This window comes from Collinsella sp. CLA-JM-H32B (assembly GCF_040098065.1).
In the GTDB taxonomy this organism is placed as follows: domain Bacteria; phylum Actinomycetota; class Coriobacteriia; order Coriobacteriales; family Coriobacteriaceae; genus Collinsella.
The window spans coordinates 64,374-79,150 of sequence record NZ_JBBNNA010000001.1 but is presented as its reverse complement, the minus strand read 5'-3'; the positions used below and the strand labels follow the sequence as shown (position 1 = coordinate 79,150).

Genomic DNA, 14,777 nt, shown 5'->3' with positions numbered 1-14,777 from the left:
GTCTAGTTTCAAGCCAGAAGTGGGAGATTATCCACGCTCGATTTGTAAATGTCCGAAAATCCACGCTCGTCCGTCCGGATATCCACGCTCGTCACGCCGCCGGCACAGCAGCAGCCGTAGCCTAGTGCTCCTCGCCGGCGCGGGCTAGGTCGTAGGGCGTGGTCTGGTAGACGTAGTAGTTGAGCCAGTTGGTGTAGAGCAACTGAGCCTGGCTGCGCCAGACGTTGCGCGGCTCGGCCGTGGGGTCGTCACCTGGGAAGTAATGCGCCGGCACCTCCGGGTTGAGTCCGCGCTTCACGTCACGCTCGTACTCCAGACGCAGCGTGTCGGTATCGTACTCGGGATGGCCAAAGACAAAGAAGCGGCGGCTGTCGGTCGACTTGACGATGTACAGGCCCACCTCGTCGGACACGGCCACGACCTCAAGCTGCGGCTCGGCCTCCACGTCCTCGCGGCGCACATCGGTGTTGCGCGAATGCACGGCATAGAAACGGTCGTCAAAGCCGCGAACCAGCGGGCTTTGAGGCTTCACCAGATAATGCTCGAACACGCCGCTCGCCTTTGCCGGCAGGTCGTGCTTCTGAATACCGTAGTGGTGATACAGGCCCGCCTGCGCGCCCCAACAAATGTGCAGCGTAGAGTGCACGTGTGTGGTGGACCAATCCATGATCTGGCAGAGTTCGGGCCAGTAGTCGACCTCCTCGAACGGCATCTGCTCCACCGGCGCGCCCGTGATGATCAGGCCGTCGTAGTGGATGTCGCGGATGTCGTCGAACGTACGGTAGAACGTCTCCAGGTGGCCGGCGCTTACGTGCGTGGCCTCGTGCGTCTTGGTGCGCAGCAGGTCCACCTCCACCTGCAGCGGCGTGTTGGAGAGCTTGCGCATGATTTGCGTCTCGGTGGCGATCTTGGTGGGCATGAGGTTGAGGATGAGCACGCGCAGCGGACGGATGTCCTGGTGCAGCGCGCGGTACTCGGTCATGACAAAGATGTTCTCGCTCTCGAGCTGCGCGGCGGCAGGGAGGGCGTCGGGGATGCGAATGGGCATGGATGCTCCTTACGAGTCAGTTGCAGCTATGGTACAACGAGCGGCCCCATCCGCGCGAGCACATCGCTCAGCGATGCCGTCAGCGGCCCAAATCACCCCAAAAGTAGAGATTAAGGCATGTCCCAAAAATCTGCGGCGCTTTATCCTAGCAAAGTGGTAGCAGGACGCTACAATGGTTCGACGCGAAAAACTCGGCCGAAAGGATACATATATGTACCAGACGCGTAAGATCGGTGTGGTCGGCCAGGGCCACGTAGGAGCACATGTCGCCAACAGCCTGCTCATGCAGGGCATTGCCGACGAGCTGTACCTGTGCGATATCAACGAGGCCAAGGTGACGTCCGAGGTCCAGGACCTGCGCGACTCCCTTTCGTTTGTCCCGTACAACACCAAGATCGTCAACTGCTACGACCACTACGAGGAGCTGGCCTGCTGCGACGTCATCGTCAACGCCGCCGGCAAGGTCGCGCTGGCCGCCGGCAACCGCGACGGCGAGCTGTTCTTTACCACCGACGCCGCCCGCTCCTTTGCCAAGCGCATCGTCGACGCCGGCTTCGACGGCATCTTCGTGAGCATCTCCAACCCCTGCGACGTCGTGTGCACCGAGCTGTGGCACCTGACCGGCTACGATCCCAAGAAGATCATCGGCTCGGGCTGCGGCCTGGACTCCGCCCGCCTGCGCACCGAGATCTCCAAGAAGGTCGGCGTGAGCCCCAAGTCCATCGACGCCTACATGATCGGCGAGCACGGCTTTAGCCAGCTGGCTGCCTTTAAGGCCGCGACCATCGCCGGCAAGAGCCTCAACGAACTTCAGGCCGAGAACCCCGACAAGTATGCCTTCGACCACATGGAGATTGAGGAGCTCGCGCGCAAGGGCGGCTACGTAACCTACCAGGGCAAGCAGTGCACCGAGTACGCCGTCGCCAACTCCGCCGCGCGCGTCTGCGCCGCCGTGCTGCACAACGAGCACGCCGTGCTTTCCGCCTCCACGCTCATGACCGGCCAGTATGGCGAGGAGGGCATCTTCACATCCCTGCCGTGCGTGATCGGCGCCGAGGGCGTCGAGGAGGTCTACACGCTCGACCTGTCCGAGTACGAGCTCGAGGGCTTCCACAAGAGCTGCCAGCACATCCGCGACAACATTGCCCAGCTCGACTGGTGGGACGCCGAGGCCTACGACGCAAAGTAGGCCGCTGGCTGCCGCAACCTTGCGAATCTAAGCGCGATACCAAGCGGGCCGCGCCGGAAATCCCCGGCGCGGCCCGCCTTTTTGACTCACGCAGTGCCCTTGCGAATCGAAGGTGAATACTTTTCCGCGAAGTGAACGAGCAAAAACGAGCCCCCGAAGCATCGACACTTTTCAGACGCCGCTTCCTGCGGTTTCGCCAAGTTTTTCCTGCAGTTTTGGCGTCAAAAAGTGTGGATGCTTCGGGGGTCCAAAATAGGTCGTTCACTTCGCGGAAAAGTATTCACCTTCGTTTTCGCGCAGACACGAATCCGGCCGCCACAACGCAAAACGGGGCCTGCGCGCAGCGCAGACCCCGTCGTGAGAGGCTATTCCCGGTATATTAGTACTGCTCGATGCCCATGTAGCGACGAACCTCGGGGCTGTGGTCGAAGACCTTGCCGCGGGCGGCGCGCAGCTCGCAGCTCATGTTGTAGAAGAAGATCGGCTCCAGGTACGAACGCACACTGGCAGGTACCTCGCCCACGCCGTACTCGAGCGCGTCGAGCACCATGATCGTGTCGGTGTGCGTGTTGAGGAACGCAAGAGCGCGCTCCTCCATGGGGCGGCACTCGCCCGCGCCAAGCTGCACAAAGTAGAACACGCCGGGCTCGGTGGCTTCGAACGGGCCGTGGAAGTACTCGCCGGAGTGGATGTAGCAGCAGTGCTGCCACTGCATCTCCATGAGCGAGCAGATGGCCATGGCGTAGGTCTGGCTAAAGTTGGGTCCGGAGCCCAGGATATAGAAGAACTTGTGCTGCTGGCAGAGCTCGGCAAAGCGGGCGCCCAGCTCGGCGTTGACCTTCTCGCGGGCGGCGGGCAGCAGCGCATCCATCTGCTTGAGGCCCTCGTACATGTCGGCGAGTGCCTCGTAGCCTTCCTGCTGGTCGAGCAGCTCGGCGGCGATCAGAGCGCCGATGCCCTGCGGCACCTCGGCCTGCGGCACGCCCTCGCCCCACGGGTAGACCCAGGTGATCCACTTGCCGTTGTCAATCTTGGAGCCCTCGCAGTCGGTCATGGCGACGACCTCGGCGCCGGCAGCCAACGCCATCTCGCAGCCATCGACGACCTCTTGCGTGTTGCCGCTGTGGCTGCAGGCAATAACGAGCGACTTCTCGCCAAGGCTCTTGGGGGCCATCAGGCAAAACTCGCGTGCCGTGTAGACCGTCGAGGTAAACGTGGTGGCCTCGCGCTTGAGCAGCTCGTTGGCCGGCATCAGGTCGATCATCGAACCGCCACAGGCGATCCAAAAGACGTTCTCAATCTTGCCCTTGCGCTCGATGATTTCCTGAATCAGATCGTGTGCGTTCATCCTGATGTTCCTCCTTGTGCGGCGGTTTTGAGCGACGGCAGCTCGTACCTGCTGTCGTTCTATGTTGTCCTATTTATAACACGTGCAACAACGCCCGTGAAGTCATCTTAGCAAATTTGTTCTATGTTGTTCTATCTGTGGACGTTAGATGTCGAACACGTAGCGCGAGCCCACGATCTTTTGGCGGCCGAGCAGCAAGGGGCGCTCGTCCTCATCGGTAAAGTACGCCTCCATATAGAAGAGCGGCTCGCCGACCGGCACCTCCAGCAGTGGGGCCGCTTGAGCATCGGCAAGCGCAATCTCCACGGTGCAGGGGTCGGACTTGAGCGGCGCGCGACCCGAATGCTCGGCAACGAGTGCAAAGATGGAATTGTCCGTGAGGTCCTTGTCGGCAAGCGTCTGCAGATAGGGATGGTCGGCGAGCACAAAGGTGTTGTTCTCAAGCATGACAGGGATGCCGTCGGCTGTGCGCACGCGTTCGACCACGATAAGCTCGCAGCCGGGCTCCACGCCAAAGAACGCCGCATCCTCGTACGTCGCCGCGACCACCGTGCGCGACACCAGACGCGCACCCGGCACCATGTCGTTGGCAGCACAACCCTCAGTAAAGCTCTGGACGTCACCCTTCTGACGAATCTTGCGCTTGAGCTTGGGAGCGCACACAAAGGTACCCCTCCCCTGCTGGCGGCTGAGATACCCCGCGCGCGACAGCTCCTCGATGGCACGGCGCACGGTGATGCGCCCCACGCCGTAGGACTTCGCGAGCTCCATCTCGGAAGGAATGCGCGAGCCGGCCACGTACACGCCGCGCGCAATCTCGCCCTTTAGGTCGTCCATGACCTGCTGGTACAGCGGCACGGCGGACACCTCGGCGCGCTCGGAACGTTCGGTCTTGCTATCGGCTACCATCGTTACGCTCCATCCCGCGCATGCTCGGACTCAAATTCTTCAATCGCCGCCATAAACTGCTCGCCAAAGGCGTCGGCCTTTTTCTCGCCAATGCCGTTGACCTGAATCAGCTCGTCGCGCGTCTGAGGGCGCAGGCGGCACAGGCCGCGCAGGGCCTTGTCGGAGAAGACCATGTACGGCGCCATCTCCAGCTCGGTCGAGATATCCTTGCGCAGGGCGCGCAGGCGCTCGAACAGCTCGGCATCGTCGCCCACGCGTGGGCGCTGATCCAGCTCGGCCTCCTCGCGCAGCAGATCCACCGCACGGCGGGCGCGGGCTGAGGCCTTGCGCTTGGACGCGCGACGCTTAACGGTAAAGGCAAACGCCTCATCCTCGACCTCGCCGGCACGCGGGCCCAGGCCCACGACCGGGTACTGCCCCTGCGAGGTGGCCAGATAGCCGCGGCCGCACAGCTGGCCGATGATGTCCTTGATGCGCCCGACCGATTCGCTCGACAGCTCACCGTAGCCGCGGTCCTCGTCCAAACGCATCTGGCGAATGCGCTCGGTGTTGCCGCCGTGGAGCACATCGGCGATCAGCGACTTGCCAAAGCGCATGGGACGCGTGGCCACATAGCGCACGGCGGCGCGAGCCATATCGGTGACGTCCTCGACCTCGAACTGCGTGAGACAGTTGCTGCAGTTGCCGCAGCCCTCGGCGTCGTCTGCCGTGCCGCCCGCGGCGGCTGCCGCATGCTCGGCCGCCGCCTCGTCGCCAAAGTAGCGCAGCATGTATTCGCGCAGGCAGCCGGTGGTATTGCAGTAGCCCTCCATCTGGCTGAGCAGGCGATAACGGTTCTGGAGCGCCCACGCGCGCTGCTCGTCGTCAAGCGCCTCGTCGGCCGCATCGCCGCGGTCGATCAAAAAGCGGCGCATGCGAAAATCGTTACCGTTCCACAGCAGATGGCAGCTGGCCGGATCGCCATCGCGGCCAGCGCGGCCCGCCTCTTGGTAGTAGGCCTCGATGCTCTCGGGCACGTTGTTATGGATCACGTAGCGCACGTTTGGCTTGTCGATGCCCATGCCAAAGGCGTTGGTGGCAACCATCACCTGAATGTCGTCGTCGATAAAGGCACGCTGGCTCTGGCGACGGGCGTCGTTGCCCATGCCGGCATGGTAGCGGCCCACGCGAATGTCGCTGGGGCCCAGTACCTCGGCAAGCTCCGCGGCCAGAGCGTCGACCGTCTTGCGGGTCGAGCAATACACGATGCCGCTCTCGCTCGAATGCGCGATCACGTAGTCACGCACCCACGCGGCCTTGGCCTTGTCGCCCATCTCCTCGCAACCAAAGTAGAGGTTCTTGCGATCAAAACCCGTCACCACGGTCGCCGGGTTTTGCAGGCCGAGCATTTGCTGGATATCGGCGCGCATGCGCTCGGTCGCCGTGGCGGTAAACGCCGCCACGATCGGGCGCCGCGGCAGCGAATCGATAAACTCGCGAATCTGCAGGTAGGCGGGACGGAAATCCTGGCCCCATTGGCTTACGCAGTGGGCCTCGTCAATGGCCACGAGTGGAACGCCAATGCCACCTTCGGCCGCAGCTTCCTGCGCAAAGGCTAAAAAGCGCGGCTCGAGCAGGCGCTCGGGCGCCACGTACATAAGCTGGTAGCGGCCCTCGCGCGCCCGTTTGAGCACGGTGTTTTGCTGGGCCGGAGTAAGACTGGAGTTGAGATAGCTGGGTCGCGCACCCGCCGCGAGCAACGCACGGGTCTGGTCCTCCATAAGCGACAGCAGCGGACTCACCACAAAGGTGATGCCGGGCAGCATGAGCGCGGGCACCTGGTAGCAAATGGACTTGCCGGCGCCCGTGGGCATAACACCCAGCGCATCGCGACCGGCAAGGATCGCATCGACCATGCGGTCCTGCCCCGGGCGAAACGAGGTGTAGCCAAAATAAGCGCCGAGCGTGTCGAGCGCCATCTGCTGCATGCTATCGGTCATGGTTTCCTAACGTCAGAATCATCTGCCGCCGATTATACGCCGCCACGCGGACAGCAGCACACGGCCGCCGCCCAGACTAGTCGTTTAAGAACGCCCCCAACGGCTAAGGAGTGTCCCCAGGTGCCGGCAGAAAAGGAACGTCCCCAAGTGCCGGCCCGGCAACGCCGATGTTTTGGCGCGGACAGCGAAAGCCCGCCAGAGCGAGCAAGGTGCCTTGAAACGAGGCGGCATTGACCTTCTGGTCATGCCGCCGAAGTTGAAAGGCAGATTGCCGCTCTGGCGGGCTTGCAGCGTCGAGCCGTTGCGCGGTTTGGAAAACCGCGCAACTAGAGCTACATGACCATAACGTAGCGCGATCCCACGTAGTACTGCTTACCCATCAGGACCGGCTCGCCATTGGGGCCCGTGAAGCCGGCACGCAGGTTGAGCAGCGGATCGTGCGGAGCAATGCCCAGCTCGGCCGCCTGCTCGGTATTGGCACGAACGGCCTCGACCGTGCGGTAGCCAACCGAGACAATTGGCGTTCCGCCAACACGCTCGACCTCGGCAAAAATCGACTTGTCCTCAAGATCGGCCGTCAACAGCTCACGGTAGGCGTCAAACGGCACAAAGATGTTCTCCTCAAAGATGGGCTCGCCGTCGGCTGTACGCACGCGCTTAATATGCAGCAGCAGCGCGTCCTTTTGCAGGCCAAAGAACTCCATCTCGTTTTGACGTGCCGGCACAATCTGGCGATCGACCACATGCGCGCCCGCCTTCATGCCATTATCGGCACACAGCGCGGTAAACGTCTGCAGCGTCGAAGCGTGGAACTGGCGGTTGATGTGCGGCGTGGAGACAAAGGTGCCACGGCCCTGCTGCTTAACCAGGTAGCCATCGGAGCACAGCTCCTCGACGGCGCGGCGCACCGTAATGCGGCTCACGTCGTACTGCTCGGCTAGCTCAAGCTCGGACGGAATACGCTCCTTGGGTGCATAAACACCTTTCTCGATCGCATCCTTGATTTCGTCGTAAATCTGCTGGTAAAGCGGTGCATTTTTGGGCGCAGGCATATCTAATCACTCTTATCGAAATATTGAAATAACTAATACGTATATAACGTCTAGTTTCATGTTACCTCATATTGATAAAACGATACACCCTCCCTACCAAAAAGCGACAGCTTCATTTTGGCAGGTTTTATCTGGGCAAACGAAAGTCCCTCGAAAGCAACGGGGCTTTCGTGGGGCTCATACGGAAGGGTTGCGCCGGGCCGGTAAAATGCCAAAACCCTACTTGCCGTCGTCCTGCCGCAGGCTGTCCTGCTCACTAAGGCGCGCCTGCCTGCTGGCCATGCGCGCGGGCTTGTCGGGATCGGGCACGGCCGTGGGCATGGGCTCGTCGACATGACCGCCCCACCAGCCGCCCACAAAGTTGAGCGTGTGGAACACATTGATCACGGCGCTGGGATCAATGTCGCACACCAGCTTGATAATGTCCTGGCTCTCGTAGGTCGAGACAACGGCGTGCAGCAGGTACATCTTTTCGCGGCTGTATCCGCCAATGACCTCGGCACAGCTAATGCCATGCTGAAAATGGTCAACATAGGCGGTCATGACCTCGTCCGCCTTGCGCGTCGTGATCTGCAGCGTCACGCGGTCGTAGCGACGATAGAAGCTGTCGATGGTCTTGGTCGAAATAAACTGGAACACGATGGAGTACGCCGCCTTGTCCCAGCCAAACATAAAACCAAAGATCGCCAAGATAAAGCAGTTGAAACCAAAGATGACGCCCCAGATGGTCTTGCCCGTGTGGTTGGAGACCCACAGCGCGATAAAGTCGGTGCCGCCGGTGGATGCGCCGGACTTAAGCGCGATGGCAGCGCCCAGACCCGAGACCACGCCGCCAAAAATGATGAGCATGATCTTGTCGCCCAAAAACGGGGCAAAGTGAAAGATGTTGAGGAACAGCGACGAGAGCACGACCTGCATCATCGAGAAGATGACGAAGCGCTTGCTAATGCCGCTCCAGCATAGGAGCGCCACGGGGATGTTGAGCGCGAGCATACCGAGCGAGATGTCGATGTGAACGCCGCCGAGCGAGGTAACGCGATCAAGCAGGACCGCGACACCGGTGAGACCGCTCGGAAGCAGGTCGGCGGGCTGAATGAACGCCTGGATCAGAAATGTCTGGAGAACGGCGGAAATTGTGACCGCCACGGCAGTAATGGCGCGGCGGACGATGGTAAGGCGGCCGAGCATGAGCACGCGGTCCGTGAGCTGATCGATGGCGTTCGCCACGTAGGCTCCTTTCGAAGGCAGATGTGGTTGTGGGGCATGCCCGCGATTGTAGCATGGACCACCACAAAGGGGACAGGCACCTTCGTGGTGGTTTTGGCGTCGACTGCCTTCAAAAAACGTCGCCCCAATAAAAACCACCACAAAGGTGCCTGTCCCCTTTGTGGTGGTTTGCTGCTAGATGGCAGATAGGATGTCAGTCAGATTATCGATAACGGCATCGGCTTGCGATTGATCGAGGTTGACGCCCTCGTGCGGACGCAGTGCCAGGACGCGGGTGCCGGAACGTTTGCCAGCCTCGATCCCCAAAGGCGAATCCTCGATAACCAGGCACTCGGCAGGCTCCACCCCCAGCGCCTCCATGGCACGCAGGTAGATCTCGGGGTCGGGCTTAAACGCACTGCACTCGTGACCGCTGATGGTGTAGTCCAGCACATCGGCGATACCGGCAATCTCTACCAGCTCGTCGATTAGCTCGCGATAGGACGAGCTCGCGATGGCGCACTTCACGCCGCGCTCGTGCAGCTCACGCATCACCGGCTCCGTCTGCTCGTTGAGCAGCTCGGCATACGGAACGGGATGGTCCGGGCTATAGACCTGCTTGTACTCAACGCGCAGGCGCTCGCGCAGCTCAACATCGTCGGGCACCAGCGCCTCCCAAATGGCAGGCTCGTTAGACCCCGAAAGATCGGGGATCTCGTCAAAGTGGAACCCCTTCTCTTCCATAAACGCCACGCGGCGACGGTTGTAGAACCACTCGGTATCGACCAGCACGCCGTCCATATCAAACAGCACTGCCTTGATCATACGCATCTCCTCCCACCTGCCAAAAAGGGACAGGTTTATTTTGGTAGGTTTTATCTGAGGTTTTGTGGCGCGAGGGATACGCCCTCCCCAGAGCAAAAAAAGGGGACGGGGCGCAAACCCCATCCCCTTTCAATCAACCCGTAAGGTTTACTTACTTGTGATTAGTAGGAAAGCTTCCACATGTAGCGACGCATGGTCAGCGGGTGCTGGCGGGCCTCGGCGATCTGGTTGCCGTACTCACGCATAACGGCGAGGTGCAGCAGCGGGTTGAAGTAGGTGACAACGCTCGCGGGCACGGCGTCAGCCAGGCCGTAGTCCTTGGAGTCGATCAGAGCGACCTTGGCGCCCATGCGCTTAAGGAAGGTGAGGGCGCGGGCGTCCATCGGACGGGTAGCGCCATCGGACATGAAGAAGACGTAGGGCTTACCCTCGGTGGAAACCTCGAACGGGCCGTGGAAGTACTCGCCGGTGTTGTAGGCGGCGGCGTCGATCCACTGCATCTCGGTGAACAGGAAGGCGGCGTGAGAATAAGCCATCTTCTCGGAGGCACCGGAAGCCATGAAGTAGATCATCTTGTCATCCTTGAAGTCCTCGGCGAACTTCTTGGCGAGCTTCTTGCAGGACTGAGCGGCGTTCTCGCAGAGCTCGAAGACGTTGGTGAGGCCGGTGATCATGTCCTCGTAGTGGTCATAGCCCTCGGTCTGCTGAAGGATCTCGACAGCAAGAGCGATGGCGTAGCCGGGCTTCTCGCACTTGGCAGCGAAGTTGGCGTGGAAGCCGTGAACGATGACGTAGTCAGCGTCGACGGTCAGAGCGGAGCCAGCCTTGTTGGTGAGGGAGACGACCGGGCAGTTGTGCTTCTTGGCGGTCTTGTTGGCCTCGACGGTCTCGGGCGTGGAGCCACCGAGGGAGCAGGTGATCACGAAGGTGTGCTCGTTGACCCAGGAAGGCGTGTCGTAGTTGAACTCGTTAGCGGTGAAGATCTGAACGTTCAGCTTGTCCGTGTTGTTGGCCAGGAAGTACTTGGCGGGGTAAAGGTCGGACATGGAGGCACCGCAGCCGACGAAAGCGACGCTGTGGATCTCGTGGTTGGACAGGACGTCAGCGACGATCTGCTTAGGGAGGTTAAGGTCGATCTCGTACATCTGACACATTCCTTTCAATTTTTGCGGCGCCACATTGCCGGGCGCTCGCAGGGTTACTGTGGTTTGGACCGAGTCGCCGGCCCGTTGAGGATGCGACAAAGGGACTGTCCCATTGTCGCATTTTGGGGATGGAAGCCTGCCTGGGGTATGGGATGCCAGGCAGGCCCCCGGGGGAAAGCGGTTAGGCGCTTAGTCGCGACTAAGCCAGGATGCCGACCGCGGAGAGGGCGATGCCGCCCACAATGGCGATCACGAGAAGCCAACCGGTGTTGACGTTCTTCTTGATGAGCCAGTACATAAGGCCGGTGAGGCCAAGGGAGATCATCTGGGGCATCATGCTGTCCAGGATGTCCTGGATAACGACGGTGCCGTCAGCGAACTGCAGCGGGGTGGTGGCGCCGATCAGCGTGGCGATCATGCCGCCCACGGACATAAGACCCACGATGCCGCAGACATACATGAGCTTCTCCATGAGGTCGCCGCCCTGAAGCTTGCTCAGGTACTCGTGGCCGCCCTGATAGCCCATCTTGGCTGCGAACCAAGTAATCAGCACGGAGGGGACGATGGAGATGAGAAGGGCCAGGATCGGGCCCATGATGGAGCCCTGCTGAGCCAGCTGAACGCCCAAGCCAAAGGCGATAACGCGGATGGTGCCCTGGAAGAAGGAGTCACCGATGCCGGAAAGCGGGCCCATAAGGGAGGTCTTGACCGCGTTAATCGAATCAGGGTTGAAGTTCTCGGGATCCTTGGCGTACTCCTCCTCCATGGAGGCGGCGAGGCCCAGGATGAAAGCGCTCGTCTGCGGGGTGCAGTTGTAGAACGCCATGTGACGGTGGTAAGCCTCTTTCTTAGCAGCAAGCTGCTTGGGGTCGGACTCGTCCGGATAGAGGCGATCGAGCGTGGGAACCATACCGTAGAGGAAGCCCATGTTCATCTGACGCTCGTAGTTCCAAGAGGCCTGGATGGCCCAGGAGCGCCAGAAGAACTGGCTGACCTTCTTGTTCAGGGACACGTCCTTGGTTGCGGTTGCCATAGTGTGTTCCTCCTTAGTCTTCGTCGTCTTCGAGCGGATCGTAGTCGGAATCGACACCGGCGGCTGCATGGGAACCGTTAAACTTGAAGCCCATGAAGACGACAGCCAGGCACACACCGATCAGAGCGACCGCGATGACGGACAGGTTGAGGTAAGCGGCGAGCAGGAAACCGATGAACAGGAACGGAGTCATACCCTTCTTGATCATCATGGTGAGCAGCAGGGCCAAGCCGTAGGCGGTCATGATCTTGGTCGAAACGTTAAGACCAGTGGACAGCCACTCGGGAACCATGTTGACGATGGCCTGAACCAGGTCGGTGCCAACAAAGACGGCGAGGAAGATCGGCAGGAAGTACATGATGGCGTACAAACCGGAGCCGGCGCAGATGTGCATACGGTAGGCGGTCTTGAACTTTCCGTTATCAATCGCGTTATCTGCCACATGGGTGAGGACGGCGATGATGGAACGGAACACGATGCCGAGGAGCTGACCCAGGACGGCGACCGGGATGGCGATCGTCATGGCGGTCTCGGCGGAAGCATCGGTCAGGCACGCAAAGGCAGCGGCCACGATGCCGCCCAGGACCATATCGGGCGGAACGGCGGCGCCGACCTGCACCAGGCCCATGGACACGAGCTCGACGGCGGCACCGACGGCAAGGCCGGTGGGCACATCGCCCAACAGCAGACCGACGAGCGTAGCGCCAACGAGGGGCTGCTCGAAGTTAAGACGACCGAGCAGGCGGGAGTCCCACATGCAGAACACGCCGACGAGGCCGACGAGCACCGCACTGATGAACGTATTCATACCCTTCTCCTTTCAGTCAGGCAAAAGCCTGGTTGATTACAGCTTGGCGTCGATGTCGACGCTCTGATACGTAGGGGTCTGCTGGACGTAGAGCTTGATGCCCATGTCGAGCAGCTGGTTGACGTCGGCCTTCTGGGTGGCGTCAAGGAAGACGGAGCTGTCCTTGCCGCCGACCTGATCGGCACCGTCGTGGTTGGCGGTGGCACCCAAGTTGATGGCGTCGAGCTTGTAGCCCTGGCAGAACTGCAGCATCTCGGCCGTGTTGCCAAAGACGAACATGACGCGCTCGCCGAGGGTGTTGAGCTTGTCCATCTTGGCGAGGGCACGCTCGACGGTGAAGACGTTCAGGCGCACGCCCTGGGGCTTGGCCAGCTTAAGAGCGCCCTTCTTGATGTCATCGTTGGCGGCAGCGTTGTCGACGACGATGATGCGCTCGGCCTGGACCTTGGTGGTCCAGGTAAAGACGACCTGGCCGTGCAGCAGACGGTAGTCAAGGCGTGCGAGGACGATCTTGGCGGGACCGGAGCTGTGACGGGGCGCCTTGGCCTTCTTGGCGGGAGCCGCGGCAGCCTCGACCGGTGCGTTGGGGTTGGTCAGACCGGTGCGGGCCTCGTTGATGAGGGCTGCGAGCTCGGCACCCTTGACGGGGACGGGGCTCATAGCGAGCGTGAGCGCCAGCGGGATGTTGAAACCGCTGACAACCGTGAACTTCGTGCCGTTCTTGGAAAGCTCGACCATGTTGTTGTTGACCGAGCTGCCGAGCATATCGGTCAGCACATAGACGGTGTCGTCCGCGTTGAACGTGGCGATCATGGCGTCCACCTTATTGGTGATGGGCTCCTTGTCGTCACGAGCAAGCGACACGACGTGGACGTTCGACACGTCGCCGAGAACCATCTCGAGCGTGTCTTTGGCGCCTGCGGCCAGGCCGCCATGAGATGCGAGAATGATCTGATTCATCTTGCCTCCTCCTTTTCGTTATGGTCATTATAACGTCTTATACGTTGCTTATATTGCTAATTAGTATAAAGACCGTTCGCGGGTGAAAATCGACCGTTGACGGGTTTAACGTACTTGAAACGTTGGGGTTGGATAGGCCGGTGCTGGCTGGATAACCCCAGGTCAGACCCTGCGCGCAATCCTCTATCGTACGAAGTACCAGGGGCTTTCCTGCACGGTGGGTTCCAGCGCGATGCCGGTACGCTCCTTAAACAGATCCATGTCCTGCGATTTCTCCGTCCACCACGCGTTGGGCTTAAAGGTCATGCTCTCAATGACATGACCGACAAACACGCTGTTGCGCAGCTTAGAGAAGTCGGTGTTCATAATCAGGATGGACGCGAGCACCAGCACGATGCCCAGGACTTTGATCGCGCCGGCGGGCTCGGCGTAGACACCAATGCCCAGCAGTACGGTGACGACCGTCTCGAATGACATTACGACGGGAACTTTCGATGTCTCGAGCCCCATGGACAGACCCTGCATATATAAGATGTAGGCCACAGCTGTGGGGATAAGTCCAAAGCCAAGGAACAGCAGCAGCAGCTGTGGCGACATTGCCGCGGCGACATCCGGCCACGGAGCCGCGATAGCCGCCATAACCGCACCGCCAAAAACAAAGCCCCAAAACGTGACAGCCAGCGGGTGGACCGTCTTGGTTGCTATCCGGCTAAACACCGCGAGCGACGCACCACAAAGGCCTGCAATCACGCCCGACGTGACGCCCCAAACCGAAAAATGGAAACCGGAAAGGTCGCCATTGGTCACTGCAAGCACGCAGCCAACGATGTTAAAGACAATGGCAACGAGCTTGTTGGGGGTCACGTCCTCGCGATAAAGCACGCGGCCGAGCATGACGCCAAACACCGGCGAGGTGTAGAGCAGCACCGAGGCCGTGGACATGCCCACCTCGCCCATGCACTCGTAATAGCAGGTGTTGGCGGCGGCCAAACCGACGATACCGACAAGCGCGCAGGGAACAAGCTCTTTAGGGCTTGCCTTGAACAGTGCCAGCGGACCCTGAGCCACGGTAGACCCCTCACCCGGACGGCAGCCCATAAACATCAGGACCGGCGCCAAGATAAGCGCTCCGACCAACAAGCGAAAGGCAGCCATGCTCTGGGACGAAACGCCCATGGCCGAGATGCCGTTTACAAAGATTCCGATGCTGCCCCACATAAGCGCGGCGACCAGCACCAGCACATAGCCCAGATTGCTTTTCTTCAACGCAGCCTC

13 protein-coding genes are annotated in these 14,777 nt (G+C 60.7%); 1 reads left to right on the top strand and 12 read right to left on the bottom strand.

Annotated features, from left to right (window positions below; genetic code table 11):
- Positions 1–121: 121 nt before the first annotated feature.
- Entirely contained in the window at positions 122–1,048 is a 927-nt protein-coding gene (gene metA / locus AAA138_RS00320; protein WP_055310106.1) for a homoserine O-succinyltransferase, read from the bottom strand.
- Positions 1,049–1,259: 211 nt separating this feature from the next.
- On the opposite strand from metA, the gene AAA138_RS00315 reads away from it, so the two are divergent.
- The gene (locus AAA138_RS00315; RefSeq protein ID WP_349089139.1) at positions 1,260–2,237 is read left to right on the top strand and encodes an L-lactate dehydrogenase; all 978 of its coding nucleotides are present in this window, start codon (positions 1,260–1,262) and stop codon (positions 2,235–2,237) included.
- Between the two features lie 379 nt (positions 2,238–2,616).
- Here AAA138_RS00315 and AAA138_RS00310 read toward each other — a convergent pair whose 3' ends face one another.
- The 11 genes from AAA138_RS00310 to AAA138_RS00260 form a co-directional block, all read right to left on the bottom strand.
- Positions 2,617–3,585, bottom strand: coding sequence for an SIS domain-containing protein (locus tag AAA138_RS00310; RefSeq protein ID WP_349089138.1), 969 nt, complete (start codon positions 3,583–3,585; stop codon positions 2,617–2,619).
- A 144-nt stretch (positions 3,586–3,729) separates the two neighbouring features.
- Positions 3,730–4,494: a GntR family transcriptional regulator gene (locus AAA138_RS00305; protein WP_349089137.1), complete on the bottom strand. Its 765-nt coding sequence runs from the start codon at positions 4,492–4,494 to the stop codon at positions 3,730–3,732.
- Positions 4,495–4,496: 2 nt separating this feature from the next.
- Positions 4,497–6,473, bottom strand: coding sequence for an ATP-dependent DNA helicase RecQ (locus tag AAA138_RS00300; RefSeq protein ID WP_349089136.1), 1,977 nt, complete (start codon positions 6,471–6,473; stop codon positions 4,497–4,499).
- Positions 6,474–6,805: 332 nt separating this feature from the next.
- Positions 6,806–7,525, bottom strand: a complete 720-nt coding sequence (locus tag AAA138_RS00295) for a GntR family transcriptional regulator (RefSeq protein WP_152067315.1) — start codon at positions 7,523–7,525, stop codon at positions 6,806–6,808.
- Between the two features lie 219 nt (positions 7,526–7,744).
- Positions 7,745–8,752, bottom strand: coding sequence for a YitT family protein (locus AAA138_RS00290; RefSeq protein ID WP_349089135.1), 1,008 nt, complete (start codon positions 8,750–8,752; stop codon positions 7,745–7,747).
- Positions 8,753–8,926: 174 nt separating this feature from the next.
- The gene (locus tag AAA138_RS00285) at positions 8,927–9,556 is read right to left on the bottom strand and encodes an HAD family phosphatase (RefSeq protein ID WP_349089134.1); all 630 of its coding nucleotides are present in this window, start codon (positions 9,554–9,556) and stop codon (positions 8,927–8,929) included.
- Positions 9,557–9,717: 161 nt separating this feature from the next.
- The gene (locus AAA138_RS00280; protein ID WP_035136781.1) at positions 9,718–10,701 is read right to left on the bottom strand and encodes an SIS domain-containing protein; all 984 of its coding nucleotides are present in this window, start codon (positions 10,699–10,701) and stop codon (positions 9,718–9,720) included.
- A 199-nt stretch (positions 10,702–10,900) separates the two neighbouring features.
- A complete protein-coding gene (locus AAA138_RS00275) occupies positions 10,901–11,734 on the bottom strand; it encodes a PTS system mannose/fructose/sorbose family transporter subunit IID (protein ID WP_161115155.1) in 834 nt (277 codons plus the stop codon).
- Between the two features lie 13 nt (positions 11,735–11,747).
- A complete protein-coding gene (locus AAA138_RS00270; RefSeq protein WP_195246997.1) occupies positions 11,748–12,542 on the bottom strand; it encodes a PTS sugar transporter subunit IIC in 795 nt (264 codons plus the stop codon).
- Between the two features lie 36 nt (positions 12,543–12,578).
- Entirely contained in the window at positions 12,579–13,502 is a 924-nt protein-coding gene (locus AAA138_RS00265; RefSeq protein WP_349089133.1) for a PTS mannose/fructose/sorbose transporter subunit IIAB, read from the bottom strand.
- Positions 13,503–13,685: 183 nt separating this feature from the next.
- Complete coding sequence (locus AAA138_RS00260) at positions 13,686–14,768, bottom strand: DMT family transporter (protein ID WP_346976989.1); 1,083 nt, start codon at positions 14,766–14,768, stop codon at positions 13,686–13,688.
- Between the last annotated feature and the right edge of the window lie 9 nt (positions 14,769–14,777).

Coding starts and splice junctions, on each gene's coding strand:
- metA (WP_055310106.1), bottom strand. CDS start 1,048: ATGCCCATTCGCATCCCCGACGCCCTCCCTGCCGCCGCGCAGCTCGAG.
- AAA138_RS00315 (WP_349089139.1), top strand. CDS start 1,260: ATGTACCAGACGCGTAAGATCGGTGTGGTCGGCCAGGGCCACGTAGGA.
- AAA138_RS00310 (WP_349089138.1), bottom strand. CDS start 3,585: ATGAACGCACACGATCTGATTCAGGAAATCATCGAGCGCAAGGGCAAG.
- AAA138_RS00305 (WP_349089137.1), bottom strand. CDS start 4,494: ATGGTAGCCGATAGCAAGACCGAACGTTCCGAGCGCGCCGAGGTGTCC.
- AAA138_RS00300 (WP_349089136.1), bottom strand. CDS start 6,473: ATGACCGATAGCATGCAGCAGATGGCGCTCGACACGCTCGGCGCTTAT.
- AAA138_RS00295 (WP_152067315.1), bottom strand. CDS start 7,525: ATGCCTGCGCCCAAAAATGCACCGCTTTACCAGCAGATTTACGACGAA.
- AAA138_RS00285 (WP_349089134.1), bottom strand. CDS start 9,556: ATGATCAAGGCAGTGCTGTTTGATATGGACGGCGTGCTGGTCGATACC.
- AAA138_RS00280 (WP_035136781.1), bottom strand. CDS start 10,701: ATGTACGAGATCGACCTTAACCTCCCTAAGCAGATCGTCGCTGACGTC.
- AAA138_RS00275 (WP_161115155.1), bottom strand. CDS start 11,734: ATGGCAACCGCAACCAAGGACGTGTCCCTGAACAAGAAGGTCAGCCAG.
- AAA138_RS00270 (WP_195246997.1), bottom strand. CDS start 12,542: ATGAATACGTTCATCAGTGCGGTGCTCGTCGGCCTCGTCGGCGTGTTC.
- AAA138_RS00265 (WP_349089133.1), bottom strand. CDS start 13,502: ATGAATCAGATCATTCTCGCATCTCATGGCGGCCTGGCCGCAGGCGCC.